The 20,240-nt window shown below is 44.1% G+C and carries 15 protein-coding genes; 14 read left to right on the forward strand and 1 reads right to left on the reverse strand.

Features of this window, described 5'->3' with window-relative positions:
* The first annotated feature begins 153 nt into the window (after positions 1–153).
* From gspN to JMX13_RS03015, 7 genes are all read left to right on the forward strand, one after another.
* Positions 154–990, forward strand: a complete 837-nt coding sequence (gspN, locus tag JMX13_RS02985) for a type II secretion system protein N (protein ID WP_201609469.1) — start codon at positions 154–156, stop codon at positions 988–990.
* Entirely contained in the window at positions 991–1,920 is a 930-nt protein-coding gene (locus JMX13_RS02990; RefSeq protein ID WP_227686192.1) for a type II secretion system protein N, read from the forward strand.
* A gap of 233 nt (positions 1,921–2,153) precedes the next feature.
* Positions 2,154–4,412, forward strand: coding sequence for a type II secretion system secretin GspD (gene gspD / locus JMX13_RS02995; RefSeq protein WP_201609470.1), 2,259 nt, complete (start codon positions 2,154–2,156; stop codon positions 4,410–4,412).
* Between the two features lie 313 nt (positions 4,413–4,725).
* On the forward strand, positions 4,726–4,875 hold the full coding sequence (locus tag JMX13_RS03000; protein WP_201609471.1) for a hypothetical protein: 150 nt from the start codon (positions 4,726–4,728) through the stop codon (positions 4,873–4,875).
* A 106-nt stretch (positions 4,876–4,981) separates the two neighbouring features.
* A complete protein-coding gene (locus tag JMX13_RS03005) occupies positions 4,982–5,968 on the forward strand; it encodes a TatD family hydrolase (RefSeq protein WP_201609472.1) in 987 nt (328 codons plus the stop codon).
* 173 nt (positions 5,969–6,141) lie between these two features.
* Complete coding sequence (locus JMX13_RS03010; RefSeq protein WP_201609500.1) at positions 6,142–6,948, forward strand: ThiF family adenylyltransferase; 807 nt, start codon at positions 6,142–6,144, stop codon at positions 6,946–6,948.
* Between the two features lie 21 nt (positions 6,949–6,969).
* On the forward strand, positions 6,970–8,796 hold the full coding sequence (locus JMX13_RS03015) for a GAF domain-containing hybrid sensor histidine kinase/response regulator (protein ID WP_227686193.1): 1,827 nt from the start codon (positions 6,970–6,972) through the stop codon (positions 8,794–8,796).
* 99 nt (positions 8,797–8,895) lie between these two features.
* Here JMX13_RS03015 and efp read toward each other — a convergent pair whose 3' ends face one another.
* Entirely contained in the window at positions 8,896–9,468 is a 573-nt protein-coding gene (gene efp / locus JMX13_RS03020) for an elongation factor P (protein ID WP_201609473.1), read from the reverse strand.
* A gap of 174 nt (positions 9,469–9,642) precedes the next feature.
* On the opposite strand from efp, the gene epmB reads away from it, so the two are divergent.
* The 7 genes from epmB to JMX13_RS03055 all read left to right on the forward strand — a co-directional run bounded on the left by epmB (position 9,643) and on the right by JMX13_RS03055 (position 20,006).
* Complete coding sequence (epmB, locus tag JMX13_RS03025; RefSeq protein WP_201609474.1) at positions 9,643–10,650, forward strand: EF-P beta-lysylation protein EpmB; 1,008 nt, start codon at positions 9,643–9,645, stop codon at positions 10,648–10,650.
* A 257-nt stretch (positions 10,651–10,907) separates the two neighbouring features.
* The gene (locus JMX13_RS03030; RefSeq protein WP_201609475.1) at positions 10,908–12,752 is read left to right on the forward strand and encodes a hypothetical protein; all 1,845 of its coding nucleotides are present in this window, start codon (positions 10,908–10,910) and stop codon (positions 12,750–12,752) included.
* 185 nt (positions 12,753–12,937) lie between these two features.
* The gene (locus tag JMX13_RS03035; protein WP_201609476.1) at positions 12,938–15,046 is read left to right on the forward strand and encodes an EAL domain-containing protein; all 2,109 of its coding nucleotides are present in this window, start codon (positions 12,938–12,940) and stop codon (positions 15,044–15,046) included.
* A gap of 147 nt (positions 15,047–15,193) precedes the next feature.
* Positions 15,194–15,649, forward strand: a complete 456-nt coding sequence (locus tag JMX13_RS03040; protein ID WP_201609477.1) for a c-type cytochrome — start codon at positions 15,194–15,196, stop codon at positions 15,647–15,649.
* A gap of 63 nt (positions 15,650–15,712) precedes the next feature.
* Complete coding sequence (locus tag JMX13_RS03045) at positions 15,713–16,672, forward strand: AAA family ATPase (protein ID WP_201609478.1); 960 nt, start codon at positions 15,713–15,715, stop codon at positions 16,670–16,672.
* Positions 16,673–16,707: 35 nt separating this feature from the next.
* Positions 16,708–17,769 carry a hypothetical protein gene (locus tag JMX13_RS03050; RefSeq protein ID WP_201609479.1) on the forward strand — a complete coding sequence of 354 codons (1,062 nt, stop codon included), beginning with the start codon at positions 16,708–16,710 and terminating at the stop codon, positions 17,767–17,769.
* Positions 17,766–20,006 (forward strand): transglutaminaseTgpA domain-containing protein, encoded by a 2,241-nt coding sequence (locus JMX13_RS03055; protein WP_201609480.1) that lies wholly within the window; start codon positions 17,766–17,768, stop codon positions 20,004–20,006. Before JMX13_RS03050 ends, JMX13_RS03055 begins: the two co-directional genes overlap by 4 nt.
* The last annotated feature ends 234 nt before the right edge of the window (positions 20,007–20,240 follow it).

A 20,240-nucleotide genomic window follows, 5' to 3' on the forward strand; every position in this document is an offset into this window, starting at 1 on the left:
ATCATGATGGTTTAATAGATAAATCGATAGATAAAAGCCAGTCTCTTTATCGCCAGTATTTTGGTGCAAAGATACTGGCTTTTTTTCTGTCATCTGTATGCCATTGTTTGCTATGATAATGACGTTTTTGTCTTATATAAGAGTTAGCTAACCGTGTCTCAAGTATCCACGTCGTCTCATAAGCGTCCCCGCAAGCTCTGGTGGCTATTTGGCTTTGTATTATTTGCACTATTTGCCGTTTTGCAAATGCCAGCAGCATGGCTACTTGAAAAATATGCTCCAGATACGCCTTATGTGCAACATGTGTCGGGCAACTTATGGCAAGGTTCGGCAATTTGGCAATTACCCGTGTCAGCAACGCCGCTTACCGGCGCCGCTGAGTGGTCATGGCAGCCATGGCATTTATTATTGGGCAAATTAGGTGCAGAGGTTGATATCAGCTCAGAGCAGACCCGATTGAATGGTCAGATTAAAGTAGGCAGCAGCTCATGGCAGGTTCAAAACATGAGTGGTAAAATTGCCCCTGAAACTTTGGCCAGTGTGGTCGATTGGCAATTGCCTAATGCGCCTATTCAAGTTAATAACGTCTCGTTAAAACGTCAGTCTGCTGCAAATGCCGCAGCAAGCAGTTCAAGCGAAAACTCAGGTAAAAATGTGGCGGGCTTTAGTGAGGCGAGTGGTCAGCTGACTTGGGTTGGCGGTGAAGTCGGCTATCCTAGCGGCGGTAAGGTTTTTTATATCACAATGCCAGCGCTGCGAGCCGAGCTCAGTGCCGAGCAAAAGAACAATAAAAACCTGCTGCATATTAATCTTGTAAACAATCAAGATAAGCGCTTGGGCGACTTGTATATCGATGGCGATAATATGCTAGATGTGAGCTTAACCCAGCGCCTACTAGAAAATATGCCCGAATATAAAGGACAAGCACCGCAAGATACACCTGTGGTTAGTGTACGGCAGCCGTTGCTCGATGGTTTGGGGGCACGCTAAATGATGAATGTTGCCGATATCTCCAGCCGTTTAAAACCTATTATTAACACCCTAAATCGCTTTTCAGTGTGGTTATTGTTATTAGCGATTGTTTGGTTATGCTGGACAGCGGCGCGCTTACTGTGGCTGCTGCTGGCCGCTCCATTAGCGCCTGCATTACCGCTTGCCCCTTTACAGAGTACGGCAAACTCAAATACAGATTATAGTGGCTTATTTGCTATCTTTGCTGACCCTGATCCTATCGCTGCTCCAGTCCAACCGCCACCTAATATCGTGTTAAAAGGTGTGCTTATGGCCATACCAGAAAGTCTGTCGTCAGCAATGTTGGACGTCAATGGCGAAGTAAAAAACTATCGTATCGGTGACACCTTAAAAGACAGTGACTATACGCTTGTCGCCGTCGCTTGGAATGAAGTCATTATTGCTGATGCTTATGATAAAGAAATCGTCATCAAAATGCCGGAAGCTATGCCACTTGATCAAAGTGCTATGCTGGCAGGTGCGGTGAGTAATCAGCGTTTGCCAGATAATACTATGTCGCCAAACTCGCCTAACTTACCTAATACAGCGCAGCAGGACCAAGTCGATCCTGAGAGTGAGCCAAATGGCGAAGCAAGCAGCGCGGGCGAGCCGAAGTCGCCGATTGATGAGGCCGTCACAGAGTTGCAATCAAACCCTGCCAGTTATTTAAGTCGAATGGGCGTGATGGCGTCAGGTGAAAGTTATCAGGTCACAGCCGCCATGCCTGCCAAACTGCGTAATCGCTTAGGGCTTGAGCCGGGCGATAAGGTGTTGACTGTTAATGGTCAAAGCGTCGGCAGTAATCCTGGACAAGATGCCAACGTCTTGCAGCAAGCAAAACAATCTGGCGAAGCACAAATAGAGGTACAGCGTGGCGATCAAGTCATTACTATTCGTCAGCAATTTTAAGCAAAAATTAAAATTTTTTTAGCTACTGGTTTTTTAAATAAAGCTTTGCGTGCCCTTATAGTTAGCAAGCTGCTAAAAACCATTAACGAGTTATTGGATTTAGTTCATATTTTGTTCAGCAAACATTTTGTTTAGCAAACACGAAACTTAGCACATACGAAAATTAGTACTCTTGAAAATTATTAATCATGCAACTTAGTATATCCGCGACATCACTGTAGGTAATTATCAATATGGTCAGTCTTCAAAATTTTTCGGTCACGCCTTTACACCATATTTTGCAGCGTTTGATGCGTCTGTGCCGTCCGCTATGCCTAGCTATTCCACTATGGGCGGCAAGTACGGGGCTAGTGAGTGCAGAAAGCTGGAAGGTCAATTTACAAGATGCCGATATTAAAGCTTTTATTAATGAAGTGGCGACCATTACCAATCAGAATTTTGTTCTTGATCCTCGTATCAATGGTAACGTCACCGTCATTTCTAACAAAGCATTGTCGCGTGATGAGATTTTTCAGCTGTTCTTGAGTGTGATGCAGGTTAACGGTATTGCCGCTATCGATTCGGGTACCACGATCAAGCTGGTGCCCGATAATGTCGCCAAACAGTCGGGTATGGCAGTAGATTTACGCGGTGATAGCGTCGGTGAAGCGCTAGCGACGCGGGTGATTTATTTGACCAATACCCAAGCAGCAGAAGTCCTCGGTGTCATTCGACCGCTGATGCCGCAGTCCGCTCACGCAGCAGCAGTGCCGGGCGTTAATGCGTTAGTACTATCTGATCGCGCTGATAGTCTTAATCAGCTCACGTCGCTTATCCGTGATTTAGACAGCAACGTCAATGACAGTTTGCAAGTAATACCGTTACTTCATGTCGATGCTGAACGTATGATGGAGCTGATTAGTGCCTTGGTAGCAAGTGCGGGTAGCGGTCAAGCTCAAGGTGGCAACAATCAGCTAAAAGTCATCGCTGATACCTCTAGCGATAGATTATTGGTAAAAGGCAGTCCTGAGATGATTGCCAAAGTCAAAGAGATGGTCAATCAGCTTGATACTACGCCAACCAGACGTTTGAGTGGTTTACGGGTCTTTCGCTTAAAATATGCCAGTGCCGGTCACATTGCAGAAATGCTGCGCGGCTTACTTGCCAGTCAATCTATTAATAGCTCTGGTGCTTCTTCAACCTTGGAGTCTGCTTCTTTGAACGATGCAGGTAGTAACAGCTCCACACTCAATAGTGGCGGCGCTAGTGCGATTGCCAATAGTGCTACTAACAACACTACTGGTGCAGCTTTATCCACTAGCCGCTCGGGTGGCACAGGTACCGGTATCGGAGGTCGACCTTTTAGTATTATCGCTGATGAAACCCAAAATGCCATCATCGTTAATGCCGCGCCTGAGCTGATGTTCGAGATTGAAGATGCCGTCAATCAGCTCGATAGCCGCCGCGCACAGGTATTGATTCAAGCGGCGATTGTTGAGGTATCAGGCGATGATGCTACTCAGCTTGGCGTACAGTGGGCGCTGGGTAATGCCAATAGTGGTTATGGCGTCGTGAATTTTAATAACGTTGGCGCCAGTGCAGTTTCGCTTGCAGCAGCAGCTTTGTCAGGTGGTGCAGGTATCAGTGCCGCAGCAGGATCGATTGCCGGGGCTTTAATTGGAATCGGTGATAGTAAGAAAGACAGCAAAGGCAATACTCAGTTTTATGGCGCTATCCTACAAGCACTTGATTCATCGACCAGTGCCAATTTGCTGTCGATGCCTTCAATTCTAACCTTGGATAATGAAAAGGCAAGCATTTTAGTTGGTCAAAACGTGCCTTTTGTCACCGGTTCTTATACCACAGGCAGTGATTCTTCGACCAACCCTTTCCAAACCATTGACCGTCAAGACATTGGTATCAATTTAAATGTCATTCCTCATATTGGTGAAAATGGCACTGTACGTTTAGAGGTTTCGCAAGAAGTCTCGTCCGTTGTGCCAGGTAGCGCGGGCAATGCCAGTGGTCTTACTACCAATAAGAGTCTGATTAATACCACGATTTTAGCCGATGATCAGCAGACCATTGCTTTAGGTGGTTTGATGCGCGATAACACGACTACGCGCCAACAAAAAGTCCCCGGTTTGGGTAATGTGCCATTAGTTGGTCGTCTGTTCCGCTCTGATAATGACACAACTCAAAAGAGTAACTTAATCATATTTTTACAACCAACTATCTTACGTGACGGTGGGGCTGTCGCTAGTGTAACTGAGCGCAAATACAATCAGATGCGTGTCCTGCAACTGGTCATCGACAAAAACGGTACGATTAAACAGTTACCGCTTAGTGGTACAGAAGGTTGGAATGGTGATGTCAGTGCCGACTATGAGCTGATGCCGCTTAATCCTTTGGTGCCTAAACGTGACCAAACGCCAAAAACGTCTTCTCAAGGCTTTATCAAAGTAGATAGCCCAAGCAGCAGCGGTATCACGACTTATCCATTAAAGCGCTAAAAGTGAATGGCGTATAATTTACAAGTGACCTTCCTAAACTGTTACTCTTAAAATAATATTAAATCGAAATCATATTTAAATGTACGGCATGATATGGTTGCCGTACATTAGCTTGCGTATTCATAACACAGATAAACACAGTAAGGCTTCAAGCGGCGTATAATTAAAGTGAATCTAGTAACGTATTGCTTTTATAAACAATTTTCTATAGCTATTCTTAAATTACTATAATTTTGAATAGCATGATTTTTATACTAATAAGTGATTTTTAAGATAATAAGTAAAAAGTAGCCAAAAAATATAGGCGAAAATAATGAGTAATTCCAATAATAACAAATGGCTGACCTTAGGTGTGGTTGGTATAGTTCTGTTACTTATTCCGCGTCGTAGTAGTCCAAAGGCAGATAGAAATCTAGCAGATAACGCTAAAAAGAAAGTTAATAATAAGACGACTAAAGAATAGCAATCAGCGCTAAAATAGTGGTTTTTATAGCTGCTTTTTTACTACTGATAAAAATATATTTCTATTAAAAAAACATTATAAAAGTAATTAAATTGGGAGTCTATTGATGACTACGATTGACGCCTCATTTAATCCTAATGAGAAACTACCCACCATTTACCCTTTAATCGACACCCATACGCATTTTGATGCACCAGTTTTTGACGTTGATAGGAATCAGCAACTACAAAAGGCTTATCAGCAAGGCGTACGCCATCTGGTGTTGGTGGGGTATTTACACCGGCATTTTGACCGTTTATACGAAACTGAAGAGTTTATTAATAAACAGCCGCACTCTATGATAGGGAATGCGACTGAGCAAAAAGAAACACCTGTTAATGCGCATATTGCCTTAGGTTTACATCCTTTTTATATAGAGCAGCATACTGAGGCGCATCTAAAAAGTATGGCGCAGATGCTGGATAAAAAGCGTCCTTTGGCCATTGGTGAAATCGGCTTTGATACTTTTACTGAGGAAATGAAACAGCCTGAGATGTTCGCAAAGCAAAAGTATTTTTTTAAGGCGCAACTGGACATGGCTGTTAGCCACAAGCTACCGGTGATGCTGCATATTCGTAAAGCGCATGCTGAGGCGTTAACTTTATTAAAAGCGCATGACTATGATGCGCATAAGCTTGGCGGTGTTGCCCATAGTTTTAGTGGTGGTGAGCAAGAGGCGAAAGCATTTGCAAAACTGGGCTTTAAGCTTGGGGTGACCGGTCAAGTGACCAATCCAAATGCCAAGAAGTTACGCCGCGCGATTCAGGCAGCTGTCGATACTTACGGCATTGACTGTTTGGTGATTGAAACGGACTGCCCGGATATGACGCCTATTCTGTGTCAGGATTCGGGCAGTAGTCAGTCGGCGCTCGGACAAAGCCCAGATAATGAATGGGGCGATGCGCCGGCTCATAATAGAAATGTTCCCGCTAACTTACCTTATATATTAAGTAGCTTAAGTGAGCTACTCGATGTGCCGCTAGCGATTTTAGCTGAGAAATTGTGGCACAACAGTTGCAACGCTTTGCGCACCGATTGGCGTTATACAATCTAGTAACAGCAAAAGATATTGATAATAGAAATTCTTTAACCGAGCTTTAATTTGTTATGAGTGAAAAAGTGCAATTACAGCAGAACGGAACAACACAGTCAGATACTTTAAATAGTCTAGTTGATTCAGATGTCATTCATAAAAGTGAGCGCCAAATTGTTCCTAAAAGCTCTGATATGACTGATGATTCTAATGAGCAGTATGAGCGCCGCTTTAAAGGCACGCAAACCCTCTATGGCGCATCTGCTGTCGATACTTTTGCCGCAGCGCATGTTTATGTGATTGGTGTCGGTGGTGTTGGTTCTTGGGCAGCAGAAGCGCTCGCTCGCACCGCAGTTGGCACTATTACTTTGATTGATTTAGATATATTGGTAGCTTCTAATGTCAATCGTCAACTGCCAGCGTTAGACAGCACCTTTGGGCAAAGTAAGATTGCAGCGATGGCGACCCGCATCCGCGAGATTAACCCAAAAGTGACGCTACATTTGATAGATGATTTTTTGACTCCTGAGAACGTTGCGTCATTACTGCCCAGTCGCGCGCAAGCAAAAGCGGCGGCGCAAAACAATCCGATTGTGATTTTAGATTGTGTCGATGATATGAATGCCAAGCTTGCCATCGCGCTGCATTGCCGCTTTAATAAATTAAAATTGGTTTGTGCGGGCGGGGCGGGCGGTAAAATAGACCCAAGCCAGATTAAGGTGAGCGATTTACGCGACAGTTATCAAGATCCACTATTGGCTAAATTACGCAATAAACTGCGTCACGAAAAAGGCATTAATAGTGCGCTAAAAGAAAAGTTTGGCATCAAATGTGTCTATTCGACAGAGCCACCGCGCGTCGATAAAAGCTGTCAAACAGGCGGTTTGCACTGCGGTGGCTATGGCTCAGCGGTCGTCGTTACTTCGGTGGTCGCAATGCTAATGGTAAGCGAGGCGTTACAATTATTGCTTAAGCAGGCGGCGGTTAAGCCAAGCGTCTGATACGAATTAACGGAGTCCATTTTGTCTACATCTAATTTGCCAAAAAACGGTTATCCCATCGCAGCCGATGAAGTTGAGCGTATCAATAAGCTTAAAAAATATCAGGTACTCAATAATAATGAGGAACCTGCTTTTGCGCGCTTAACCGCACTTGCTAAACTATTCTTTAATATGCCGATAGTCACCATCACTTTTATGGACGAAGAAACCCAGTATCTAAAATCGGTACATGGGCTTGGCGGTATTTGTACCACAACGCGCAAAGTCGCTATTTGTAATTATACCGTGCTGTCGGATGAGGTCTTTGTTGTCCCTGATTTGACAAAGGATAGCCGCTTTAGCCAAAATCCCTTGATAACGGAATCACCGCATCTGCGTTTTTATGCTGGCGCGCCGATTATTATGCATGAGGATGGCAAAACTTACCGTTTAGGCTCATTGTGCTTGATGGATATACAACCGCATCATGATTTTACCGATAAGGATGCAAAGATATTAGCGCAGTTTGCCGCTATGGCTGCCGATGCTTTGCAGCTCCAAGACCAACAGCGCAATGCGAAACATGCCAATGAGATGAAATCAGAGTTTTTGGCCAATATGAGTCATGAGATTCGTACTCCAATGAATGGCATTATTGGTATGGTTGAGATGTTAAGCGAAACCAAGCTGAGCGCTGAACAACAAGAATATGTTGATAATATTAAAGTCTCAAATGAGCATTTGCTGGCGATTATCAACGGTATCTTAGATTTATCAAAAGTTGAATCGGGCAAAATGACCATCGATTCTATTCCAATGAATCTCTCTAGCCTTTGTAATGAAGTAGTGAGCTTATTTGCTGTTAAAGCCCGTCAGCGCGGCTTGATTTTAGATTATCATTATACAGAATCACTGTCGCCTTACGTCAAAGGTGATCCGGTAAGGCTCAAACAAGTGATGGTCAATTTGGTCAATAATGCCATCAAATTCACCCGTGAGGGTGGTCGAGTTACTATCGCTGTCAAACACATGCAAAACAATCCTTGTGAGGATAAATATAATTGCCATGGCTCTACAGGTAGTAAAGACAATTCTTTAGCAGAGCGTATAGATAATGATAATAGCGTTCATTACGACACCGATGATAGTGGCATGGTTCACTATAAAGACATGACATTATGTATCGAAGTGACGGATACGGGCGTCGGCATCAAGCCTGAATCATTGGATGCGATCTTTGACGCTTATGATCAGGCCAATAAATCGACCCATCGCCTTTATGGTGGTACAGGACTTGGCTTGTCTGTTTGTAAGTCTTTAGTTGAGTTAATGGGTGGCTATATTGAAGTGGACAGTGCCGTTGGTATTGGGACGACCTTTACTGTACTGTTGCCGTTACCTGCCATCGATAACGCTGCTTATGAGAAATGGCAGGAATCAAATAACTTTATTATGGCAGAACCCAGTCATGAGCTTATCGGTCATATCTTGCTCGTCGAAGATGATAGCGTTAATGCCATGATTGCAAAAAAAGCGCTCAATAATAGCGGTCATACGGTCACTCATGTAACCGATGGGCAACAAGCGATTGAGATTTTTGCTTTAAATCCTGAGTTGTATGATGTTATCTTGATGGATCATCATATGCCGATTATGGATGGCGTCCAAGCAACTATTAAGCTACATGAGCTTTATGATCCACAAGAATTGCCGCCTATTATCGCCTTGACCGCCAATGCGATGGATGGCGAGCGCAAAAAATACCTTGATGTCGGTATGCAGGATTATTGCACCAAGCCATTTAAACAAGAACAGCTTAATGCTTTGGTGCAATATTGGCTAATGCATAAGCAATCGATGGAAGAATAGTTCTTAACCTAAAAATGCATTTGGCATTAAAAAAGCTTAACCGCTAATAAGTGGTTAAGCTTTTCTGTTTTTAATAATGCATATAGAACATCAAGATGCTTAGCTAACGCGCGTTTGATAATCACCGGTGCGCGTATCAACACGCACAACTTCGCCTTGCTGGACAAATAATGGTACACGTACTACCGCGCCTGTCTCTAGGGTTGCAGGTTTGCCGCCACCACCTGACGTATCACCGCGGACACCAGGATCAGTTTCGGTAATTTGCAATTCAACAAAGTTAGGCGGAGTAACAGATAACGGCAAACCATTGAATAAAGTAATGGTGCAAAGCGCGTTACTGTTCTCTTTTAACCATTTTATCGCATCACCAATCGCGGTTTTGTCGGCTTGTAATTGCTCAAAATTCTCAGGGTGCATAAAGTGCCAAAACTCACCATCGTTGTACAGATAGTTCATTTCAGTATCGATAACATCCGCCGCCTCTAAGCTATCGCCTGATTTAAACGTCTGCTCAAGCACACGACCACTGCGTAGGTTGCGCATTTTGACACGGTTAAAGGCTTGCCCCTTACCAGGTTTGACAAACTCATTTTCTAGAATGGCATACGGATTGCCATCGAGCATGACTTTGAGACCAGCTTTAAATTCGTTAGTAGAAAAACTTGCCACGGAACACTCCTAAGGGTTGTAAGTATTGTCATCAATAATTGGATGTGGGGTTTGCGCCTTGCTATGCTAAAACCGCCTATGACGCTCAAGGTTTTATGAATAATTCGTACGCTTTGATAGCGGACGCACTAAGAGCGTATAATATCGGCTTTTGGGCACAGGTATAAGGTTGTCATGATAAACCATTTAATCACACAAAAAAACTGGCAAACGCAATTATCCGAAGCGATAACCTCTATTGATGAGCTGCTCGAGCTGTTAAAGCTAGAATCACTGCGTTCAGAGATTTATATACCTGAGCACTTTCATCTGCGTGTACCGCGAGGTTTTGTGGCAAAAATGACGATTGGTGACAGTGACGACCCTCTACTCAAACAAGTATTGCCCCATAAAAAAGAACAAATCACCGTAACCGGTTATGTGGCGGATCCTTTAAGTGAAAATACGCACAATCCGGTGAAAGGTTTATTGCATAAATATCAATCAAGAGTATTGTTAACGATTACCGGTGCCTGTGCGATTCATTGTCGTTATTGCTTTCGCCAGCATTTCGACTATAGCGCCAATATGCCAACTGCCGATGCCAAAGAGCATATTATCAATTATATCAGTGCCCATCCTGAAATCAATGAGGTGATTTTGAGCGGCGGCGACCCATTAAATGTCACCAACAGGCGCTTGTTTGCTTGGCTTGATACGTTAGAGGCGATACCACAACTGACCACCATCAGGTTACATACCCGTTTACCATTGGTGATTCCAGCGCGCTTAGATGATACCTTGTTAGATAGGCTGTCGCAAAGCCGCTGCCAAATCGTCATGGTGATTCATTGTAACCATGCTAATGAAATTGATGCGCTAACTGCTGAGTATTTGCAGCGTGCGCGCGCGGCTGGCGTCACCTTATTAAACCAAGCGGTACTATTAAAAGATATCAATGATAGTGTGGCGGTGCAAACGGCACTCAATCAGCGCTTGTTTGCGGCTGGAGTACTGCCTTATTATCTGCATGTGTTAGATAAAGTGGCAGGCGCGGCTCATTTTGATAGTGACGAGCGCGCCGCCATTGCGCTGTATTGGTCGTTACTTGCCGTATTGCCTGGTTATTTAGTGCCAAAATTGGTCAGAGAGTTGCCAAATAAGCCCTTTAAAGTACCGATTAATATTTACAATGAGGCCTAAAATGGGCAATATAGTGGACTGCTATTTCGCTAAACAAATAACGACTAAAATCGTTATTATTAAAAAATGTCTAATAAGAAATGATTAAAAGGCTAAATTGCCAAATATTATCAAAATCAGCAATAAGAAATCGTAAACAGGTCAGTGAGTCTACATGTCTAAGGTAGTGTGGTAGTGTTATTTGTAAGCCTAAATCCTAAAAACAACTATAGATATCAAACTTTTACTGATAACGTGCGTAATTACTAAGGATAGTAATGGTAAATTTATCGACGTTTCAACAATATCTAAATACTGATTCGCCCACACTGCAGGCATTGACGAAGTCGCTTAATTTAACGCAATCGATGAATAGCGATGAGCAGCATTTGCGTAAATGGGCGTTGCTATTGCCTATGCAAACAGAGGCGCAGCAAATAGAGCAGCTAGAACAAGTGCTCACAGAATTGCGCGTGGCAAATATAGATGATCGGCAGCGCCTGACATTGCTCAGTATTGTGATCGATGCCGCCAATCAGCTGATTGCAACGTTACGTCAGCATTATATATATGAAACAGCGGCTTTTAACGATTATCAGCTCGGTTATGTGGCACAGGTTAAGTCGCTGTATTATTTAATAATTATGGTATATGACGGCGTCATACAGCGAGAGAATGCTTTTCTAGCAGATAAACAGCAGCAACCATCATCCAATCTTTGGCAGCGCTATTTTACTGATGAAAGATCCTCGACGATTACTTTGGCCGTCGCTAGCTATCAGACGCTGCTGATCTATCAAAAGCTGTTGTTTGAAGACGCACTTTGTTATCAAAAGCCCGCCGCCTATTTATGGTCCAATATCAATCAGCTGTATTATATGGCTTGCCAACAGCATACCGTTAATATTGACTTAAACCCTTATATCATTACCCACTGTGCGGATAATATTCATCGATTATATAGTCAGCTATGCTTGCATAGTTTATTGAACGTACGCGCTATGCGTCGCCCCACTGTGCTAATGGTACAGCGTTTACTACTAGAATGGAGCGAGCATCTCGTCACCTCCATAGAGCCGCAGACTGAGACAAAGGTATTTGTTAATTTGCACAGTGACAATCCACCGACGTATTTGACCGCTCATTCTGCCATCAATCCCTACGATGCGCATCATGATTGTGTGTTTATAGAACTTGCACCACTAATTGCCTATTTAAAATCACGATCTCTCAACCTTATCGAGGAAGCTCGAGAAGGGGTTGAGTGTTATTTACTGAACACTATCGCAATGACGTTAAGCTATTGCTATATCCAGCCGCCATTAACGCTACCAATCAAACAAAGTGATAGGCAAGCGGTACAGCTCATCACTGGCTTTAATAATATTCATTACCGACTGAGTAATGGGCAAAGCTTATCAATGTTGATTTGCGCCAAAAATCTACCAGACCAGCAGCAGCCTCGCTATGACACCTTGCCAAAAAATAAATCTGTCCATAAACCGCTGATGGTAGAAACATTTGATAGTAAAAATGATTTGTCGCATTTTTGCACCTTGCGATTGTTATCAAAATTAGCTGAGCCAACTGTGATTAAGAAAGTAAATATTTATAATGGCACTGCAGCACCAACAGAGAATATTAAAATAGAGAATGTTTTAAAAGGACAATATAGTGCCAAGAAGGTAAGAAATGTAGCTGGGATTGCTGAAAATGATGTGCTTGTTTCTGTTGAGCCGCCGCCATTGAGAATCATGAGTCTTTTCTTATTGTGTCGCTCTGAAAAGTTAGAGTCAAATGATTGGTCTATGGGATTAGTGCGCTGGCTAGATATGGACAGCGAAAAGCCCGAGCTTGATTGGCAAGTCGTTGGTCATCAGCTCATCGCTTGTGGTATTCGCTTGCAAGATAGAGACAGTCGCAGTCGTCATTTTGTACCCGCATTTGTCATCGGTGACGATGAGCAGCTACAGACTGGTTGTAGTCTCATAGTACCCACCTCTTATTTCCAAGAAGGTGATAAAGTCATGATGCGTATCAATACCAAACAAAAAACGCTGCGTTTAGGGCGGCGTCTGTTGACGACTGATGAGTTTAGCCAATATGAAGTGGTGCAAATTTGAGCGCTTATCCCTAAATACTTTAGGTAAGTTTGGGACAGTCAATACTTAAGAATTGATAATAGGTTAAGCGTATTTGGTCTAAATTTGTTTAATAGTTTATAGCATTGCAATTGTAACTTAAGCAGCAGTCAGTTAAATTATTGTTTATAATGACGAAACTGCTCTTATGATTTAAAAGGCCTCCTATGCGTACTCAGTCCATCTTAAACCTATTAGTCATCGATGCTGACCAGCTTTATACTGAGCGTCTCGTCGACTTATTAGGTTCATATTACGATAGTGTGAACTTAGGTTTTTTGGACGATAAGGAAGAGCTCTTAAAGTCGCTACGTCAACCGTGGGATGTGTTGGTTTTCGGTCAGGCTTATGATATGAACTTTACTGATGTAGTCGGTATCATTCAAGAGCAGAATATTGATTTGCCATCGGTTTGCTTGATAAATAAAGACACTGCGGCCAACGCTCATAATGAAGAAGGCTTGCCATCAATTGTAAATAGCACGATGGTTAAGGCACTTCGTGCGGAGGAGGAAACCGCCGTTATTATGTCTATTTGCTTGCTGCATGATAATTTGCGTAGTCGTCGCCAGCTTACAACCCTACGTCATGTACTGTCTGGGGCCGAACAACGCGCAAACGTGCTCATTAAAAACTCAAAAAGTGCCGTCGCTTATATCGATCAAGGTATTCATATTTTTGCTAATGACCCCTATTTGCAACTATTTGGTTTTGAGTCTTTAAATGATGCGATAGGTGTTCCCGTTGTTGACTTAATTTCTGGCGGAGAGAATGTCAAAGGCTTTAAGCAGTTTCTGCGTCAATTTGAGAAAGGCAGTCGTAAAGACGTTGAGTTTAACTTTGAAAGCAAGCGCACCGATGGCAGTACGTTTGAGGCAAAATTACAGTTAGCTTCGGCAACTCTGGACGGTGAACCGGTCACCCAAATTATTATTCAGCAAAACAACAGCAATAGCGCCGAAGTTGCGAAGCGCTTGGCAGAGGCTGAGCGTAAGGACAGCTTAACGGGTATTGATAATCGCCGCAGCTTTGAAGAGCAGTTGGCAACGCTCTATCAACAGGCAAAACAAGGCGCGTTGACAGCAGGGTTACTCTACATTCAGCTTGATAATATTGGTAAAATCAGAAGTAGTTTGGGTTTACAAGGCGTCGATATCACCGTTCAGCAAGTCGCTTATGCCTTAGATAAACTGGTAACAGACGAGATCGTGGAAGGAAACCATGTCAGTCGTTTTAGTGACACGGCTTTTACGGTGTTGGTAGAGAATCAAACCAGCGCCGCGCTTGAACAACTGGCTGAGAAAATCGTTTTGACCATCAGTGAGATGTTGATCGAGGTTGATAAGCGGACGACAAATACCACGGCAAGTATTGCTATCGTTAAGATAGAGAAAAATACCCCTGAGCCAAGAGTGTTGCTTGAGCGGGCGCTAGATGCCATCAGTCAGATTATGATTGAGACTTCCAACCATGGCGGAACCTATCATTTATACGACGCCAGTGAACATGCAAATAGTGATGATCATGCCCTTGCCGAATCTTTAGTCGATGCTATTGCCAACAATCGCTTTGAGCTGTCATTCCAGCCGATCTATGATATTAATAACGATCGCAGTGATTTCTTTGAAGTATATCTGCGCTTGCCACTGGCAGATGCAGACAATACGGTATTAACCCCTGATCAGTTTATGGCAGTGGCTAAAGCGCATAAACTGCTTGAAAAAATAGATCGCTGGATACTTATTAACGCCTGTAAGAAAATCAATGAGGTACGTAAATCCCATCCGGATGCGCGCTTATTGGTGCAACTGACCAATGCTTCATTGATAGATAAAAAACTGCCGAGCGTTGCCAGTCAACTAATCAATGCGGTAGGTGGTAAAGCGGGTGCATTAACCTTACAGTTTAATGAAAAAGACATTGCTGACCATTTAACCGTGGCAAAATCGCAATTTGCAGCCCTTAGTCAAGTTAACTGTCAGCTTGGTATCAATAATTTTGGTTCATCAGCTAAGTCGGTTGAACTTGCTAACTTTGTTCAACCTGATATGGTGCGTTTAGCCCGCAGCTATGTAGAAGGCATTGATAACCCTGAGAACTTAGAAACGGTCAAAGCACTTATCGCCCGTACGAGTGAGATTAATATTGATGTTTTGATGCCTTATATTGAGGATGCAGCGACCATGTCGGTTGCTTGGAGCGTGGGCGCACGCTATCTGCAGGGTTATTATCTAGAAGGGCCTAGCAATAGTATAAAAGTATCAGGCGAGAGTTAAATCTGGCTAAATAAGTAGATTCAACTTTTAGCAACTACATATATATTTTCTATCCAGCGCTATCTATGTTTGTCAATCTTTACCTTGTATTATGGTCGAGCTAGACGCATACATAGCCAACGCCCCTCAATGAAAGATTACCACAACATGTCTATTGTCAAAAAATATCAATTAGGCGCTATGTTTGCCGCTTTGTTATTGCTCAGTGCTTGTGAGAAAACACCCCCTGATTATCGCGCTCCTGTGACATTACCACTATATACTGAGGGTGATGCTGATAATGGGGCGCTGATATATCAAGATGCTTGCGGTCAGTGTCATCAGCTAAATCCTGGACTCAATAAAAAAGGTCCGCAGTTGATGAATATTTATGGTGCGCACGCAGGAGCGCTAAAAGACTACACTTATAGTGAAGGGCTTAAGACAACATCTTGGGTATGGGATGCTGAGACGCTTGATGCTTATATCGCTGATGCCGAGAAAGCCGTGCCAGATTCAAAAATGCTTTCAGACCCGATGCCAGATGCTAAAGAACGTGCTGATGTGATTGCTTATTTGTCAACGCTGCGGGCGCAAGTACCAACAACTGATGATATTAAATAATGTTTAAATTAACAGGATTTATTTCATAAACCATTCCTTTGAAAAACGAGCCAAGAATCGATAATGAGCCATACCGCTAACGACTATCTTTATAATCAGCAACAAATTGCTCAGTTAATGACCCAATTAAATCAAATCGTCCTAGACAAGCCGCAAGTAGTGAAACTGGCACTTAGCGGTATCTTGGCAGGCGGGCATCTGTTGCTACAAGATTTACCGGGTATGGGTAAAACGACGTTGGCGCAAGGCTTGGCGCAACTGCTTGGGCTGAGTTTTAGCCGTGTGCAATTTACCAATGATATGCTGCCAGCAGATATCTTAGGTATGAGTATTTTTGATCAAAGTCAGCAGCAATTCGAGTTTCGTCCCGGCCCTATCTTTACGCAGTTGTTACTTGCCGATGAAATCAATCGCTCTAGTCCCAAAACCCAGAGTGCGTTATTAGAAGCGATGGAAGAGCGCCAAGTGACGCAAGATGGTCAAACCTATCCATTGCCGCAGCCGTTTTTTGTCATAGCCACCCAAAACCCTTTGCAGCAAGCAGGTGTCTACCCACTGCCTGAATCGCAGCTGGACAGGTTTTTATTGTGTTTGTCGCTTGGTTATCCATCGTCTGCTGCAGAGCGCGAGCTGTTAAAGGGACAAAATCGCCGTGAATTATTAAAACAGCTTGGCGCCGTACTAGATACCGAGGCGGTATTATTGGCGCAACATGGGGTTAAGCAGGTTTATGTCGCCGATGTGGTGTTGGATTATCTGCAAAGACTCGTTGCAAAAACGCGTGCAAGCTTTGATTATCATGGTTTATCACCGCGTGGTGTGCTATCACTACAGCGTGCGGCGCAAGCATATGCTTATGTATCGGGACATATGGAAGTGACGCCCGAAGATATTCAAGCGGTATTTGCGGCGGTCACTGACCATCGACTTGGCCAGCGTTTCGTGCCTGCACACGTGACTGGCGGACAAGTCACACAAACCATCGCCCAACGTATATTAGCAGACGTGGCTGTCGTTATTTAATCGTGTAAATTTTTTATGGTAAGGATAGGGTAGTCATGAGTCTGTTGCTAAAAGCCTTAACCGTACCAGCTAGCTCATTATTAAGCCGTTGGTTTGCCGCGCGTGCGCCCAAAAGCGATAGTGCGACGCTTAATCTGCGTAACGTCTATATCTTTTTTAGCCGTGAAGGGTTGCTGTTTGCCGTTTTATTAATCATCACCTTTATCGCTGGTATCAACTATGGTAATAACTTGGTATTGGGGCTGTGCTTTTATCTCATTAGCGTCTGGCTCATTAGCTTTCATGTGACCTTTGCGCATATCTCAGGTCTACAAGTACGGTTGCTTGACGTCACCATGGCAGAAGCCGGTAGCCCCGTTTGGGTCACGTTGCAGCTGCGAAATGACAGCCGCCGACCAAGACGGCAGTTATTGTTTACCTTTGAGCAGACTGAGCAAAAGCCTCATAAAAAAACCAATAAAAACAACGATAACCAACATGAGATTCACGCTGATAGTCAGCACTCAGTATTGGTCACGCGCCTACAAGATGAACAAATCATTCGTTTGCCGGTGCAGACGCATCGTCGTGGGCAGTTGCAACTACCAAGATTAAAAATAAAAACCGTTTACCCCTTAGGGATTATGCGCGCATGGTCGTATGTCTATTTCGCCCGTCGCGCGTGGGTTTATCCAAAACCTGAAGTATTTGACTGGCAGGCACAATATGCTATTGCCAGTCCGGAGGATTTGCCCATAGGCGGGCAATATCGCCAAGGTCAAGACGACTTTGACCGGCTTGATAATTATATCGAAGGCGAGTCGCTAGCCCGCGTTTCATGGGGACACGTAGCGCGCGGCCAAGGTATGTTTACCAAGCATTTCGCCGATCCAGTCGGTCATGAGCAAACTTTAGACTATGCTGATATGCCAGCAGCGCAGCATGAACAAAAACTGGCGCAAATGGCGTACGGAGCGCTGACATTGGGTGAACTTGGCGTCCCATTTAACATGCGCTTACCCAATGAGATGACGGTTAATAAGCATTCTGCTCCAATGATGGGCGAAGGTGAGGCGTTTGCACAAGCCTGCTTGTTACGGTTGGCAAAAGCACCATGAACAACTTCAAACACCACGCTGCAAATGAGACAGAGATAAATCCTGCAAACTTTGCACAATTGGCCTTAGGGCAAAATATCAGTGTCCCTGATGGCGTGAACAACAATCATAAATGGACTCGCAAGCTATTTGCCTTGCCAGCGTATTATTGGGTATTAATTGCCCAAATCATCGTTATTTTACCGCATGCCGCGCACTTGCCGTTATGGCTAATCGTTTTCGCAGTGGTCAGTATCATTGCCCAACTACCGCGTATTAAAGCTAAGTTTAAAAAACTGACGCATCTAAAGCGCGTTTATCAAAGCATGCAAATGCTTGGCTTCTTACTCGGGCTAGTAGGTTTGTGGTTGACCTATAACACCGCATTTGGACTGGATATGGGTGTGGCATTTTTAGTACTGTGCCTTATCAGTAAGCTGTGGGAATTGTACAAGCGCCGTGACGCCTATGTGGTGCTCAATTTATCTTTGTTTGTCCTTGCTTCACTGTTTTTGATGGATCAAGGCATTGTGACGACAGTAGAGGTAATCATCGGTGCGGTCATTGTATTGTTGGCATTTATTGCGCTTAACGATGATGGCAATACTCGCGGTGATGGTCGCCTGCGTACTTTGGGCGTGCTGGGTATTGGCGCATTGCCGCTGTTGGTCGTGCTGTTTTTATTCTTTCCGCGCTTGCCGCCACTATGGTCAGTACAGCTCTCCGGTCAGCAAGCGACTACAGGTGTCTCTGACAGTATGTCGCCCGGCGACTTTGCCAATTTAGGCCAGTCGACTGAGCTGGCTTTTCGGGTAGAGTTTGCAGATAAGCGCCCGCCACAGCAGCAGCTTTATTGGCGTGGTTTGGTTTTTAGTGATTTTGACGGGGTCACATGGCGTCCCAGTTCGCAGCAACGAGAATGGCAGCCTGCGCCGCAAATGCCAAATTGGATAGCGAATGCCTTAGCGACCGTTCCTGATAAGGTAAAAACTACCCCGAATCGCTATCAAATTATCTTAGAGCCGACGCAGCAAAACTGGCTATTTGGCCTGGATTATCCTTTTGCTCAGCAGCAAGATATCAGTATTACCTCAAATTTTACCTTACGAAAAGATCAGCCAGTTACCCAGCAGCTGCGCTACAATGTCTTGCAGTTTGCGCCGATGCATATCGACCCTGTACTGTCTGATGAGTCGCGCCGTCTCAATCTTGCACTGCCAAGTAGCGGTAATCCGCAAGCACGCGCACTGGCAAAGCAGTTGTTTGCCCAGTCTGGCTCGGATCCCGTGCGCTATATACAGGCAATCGAGCGCTGGATAAACCAAACCGAATTTCGCTATACGCTATCATCGCCACGTTTAAATACCAACCGTATTGACGAGTTTTTATTTGACACCAAAGCGGGATTTTGTGAGCATTATTCTTCTAGCTTTACCTTTATGCTGCGCGCTGCTGGTATTCCTGCTCGCGTCGTCGCCGGCTATCAAGGTGGTGAGCTGAGCCGCGGCGGTAACGTTTGGGAGGTGCGGCAAATGGATGCGCATGCTTGGACGGAAGTCTGGCTTGAGGGTCAAGGCTGGGTACGTGTCGATCCGACGGCTTTTGTTGCCCCTGAGCGCGTCGAGCAAGGCATGGATGCGCTGACACAGGCGCAAGGATCAGCAATGTTCGGTGATGGTGCTGGGGCACAAATCAGTTATCAGCAGTATCAAATGCTGCAAACCTTACGTCGTCTGTCAGACCAAGCGAGCTATTATTGGCAAAAGGACGTCGTTGGTTACGATCAAGATAAGCAAGCGGATTCGCTACTGAAATGGTTTAATATTCGCTCAATCATGCAGCAAATCACTTGGTTGGCAGTAAGTGCCATTAGCGTTATGGCGATGCTTGTGTTTGTTATCTGGCAGCGTCGCCGCAAACGTTGGCACCCAGCAGACCTGCCGCTTGCCCAACTCTCAAAACGCATCGCTAAAGCGGATAAATCGTCAGCGCGTTCAGAGAGTGAAGGGCAGTTGGCTTGGCTTGCGCGTTTGGCAAGCGCAATTGATGATGACAGTGGTCAAAATAGTAGCAAGCATAATAATGCCAGTAAGCTAACTGCTAGTGGTGATTCAAAAGTTGTCCAAGCAAAAATTGAGCAGATTCAACAACACTATCGCAAGCTACGCTATGGCCGTTTAAGCACCCTTCCAACCAGCGATAGTGAATACCAAACGGTACTTAAACAGCTCAAGAAAGAGACAAGTGAATTGTTTTAAATAATTTTAAAAGAACCACTTAATCACTTAAATTATACAAAGAGGCCCTAATCACAAAATTGGGGCTTTTTTGCATCCATCATAACTAACTAAATTTAAACGGGAGGTTTACGCTATCAAAAAAAAGTTGTTTTTGAGGCTTATTTTAGCTAGGAGGTGAATGACTGTTTAGTTATATATTCCTTACTTATATTAATAGAATGCTATTTTCAATATATGTATTTATGAGAATAT

Origin of the sequence: Psychrobacter immobilis, assembly GCF_904846285.1 — a bacterium.
Taxonomy (GTDB): domain Bacteria; phylum Pseudomonadota; class Gammaproteobacteria; order Pseudomonadales; family Moraxellaceae; genus Psychrobacter; species Psychrobacter immobilis_D.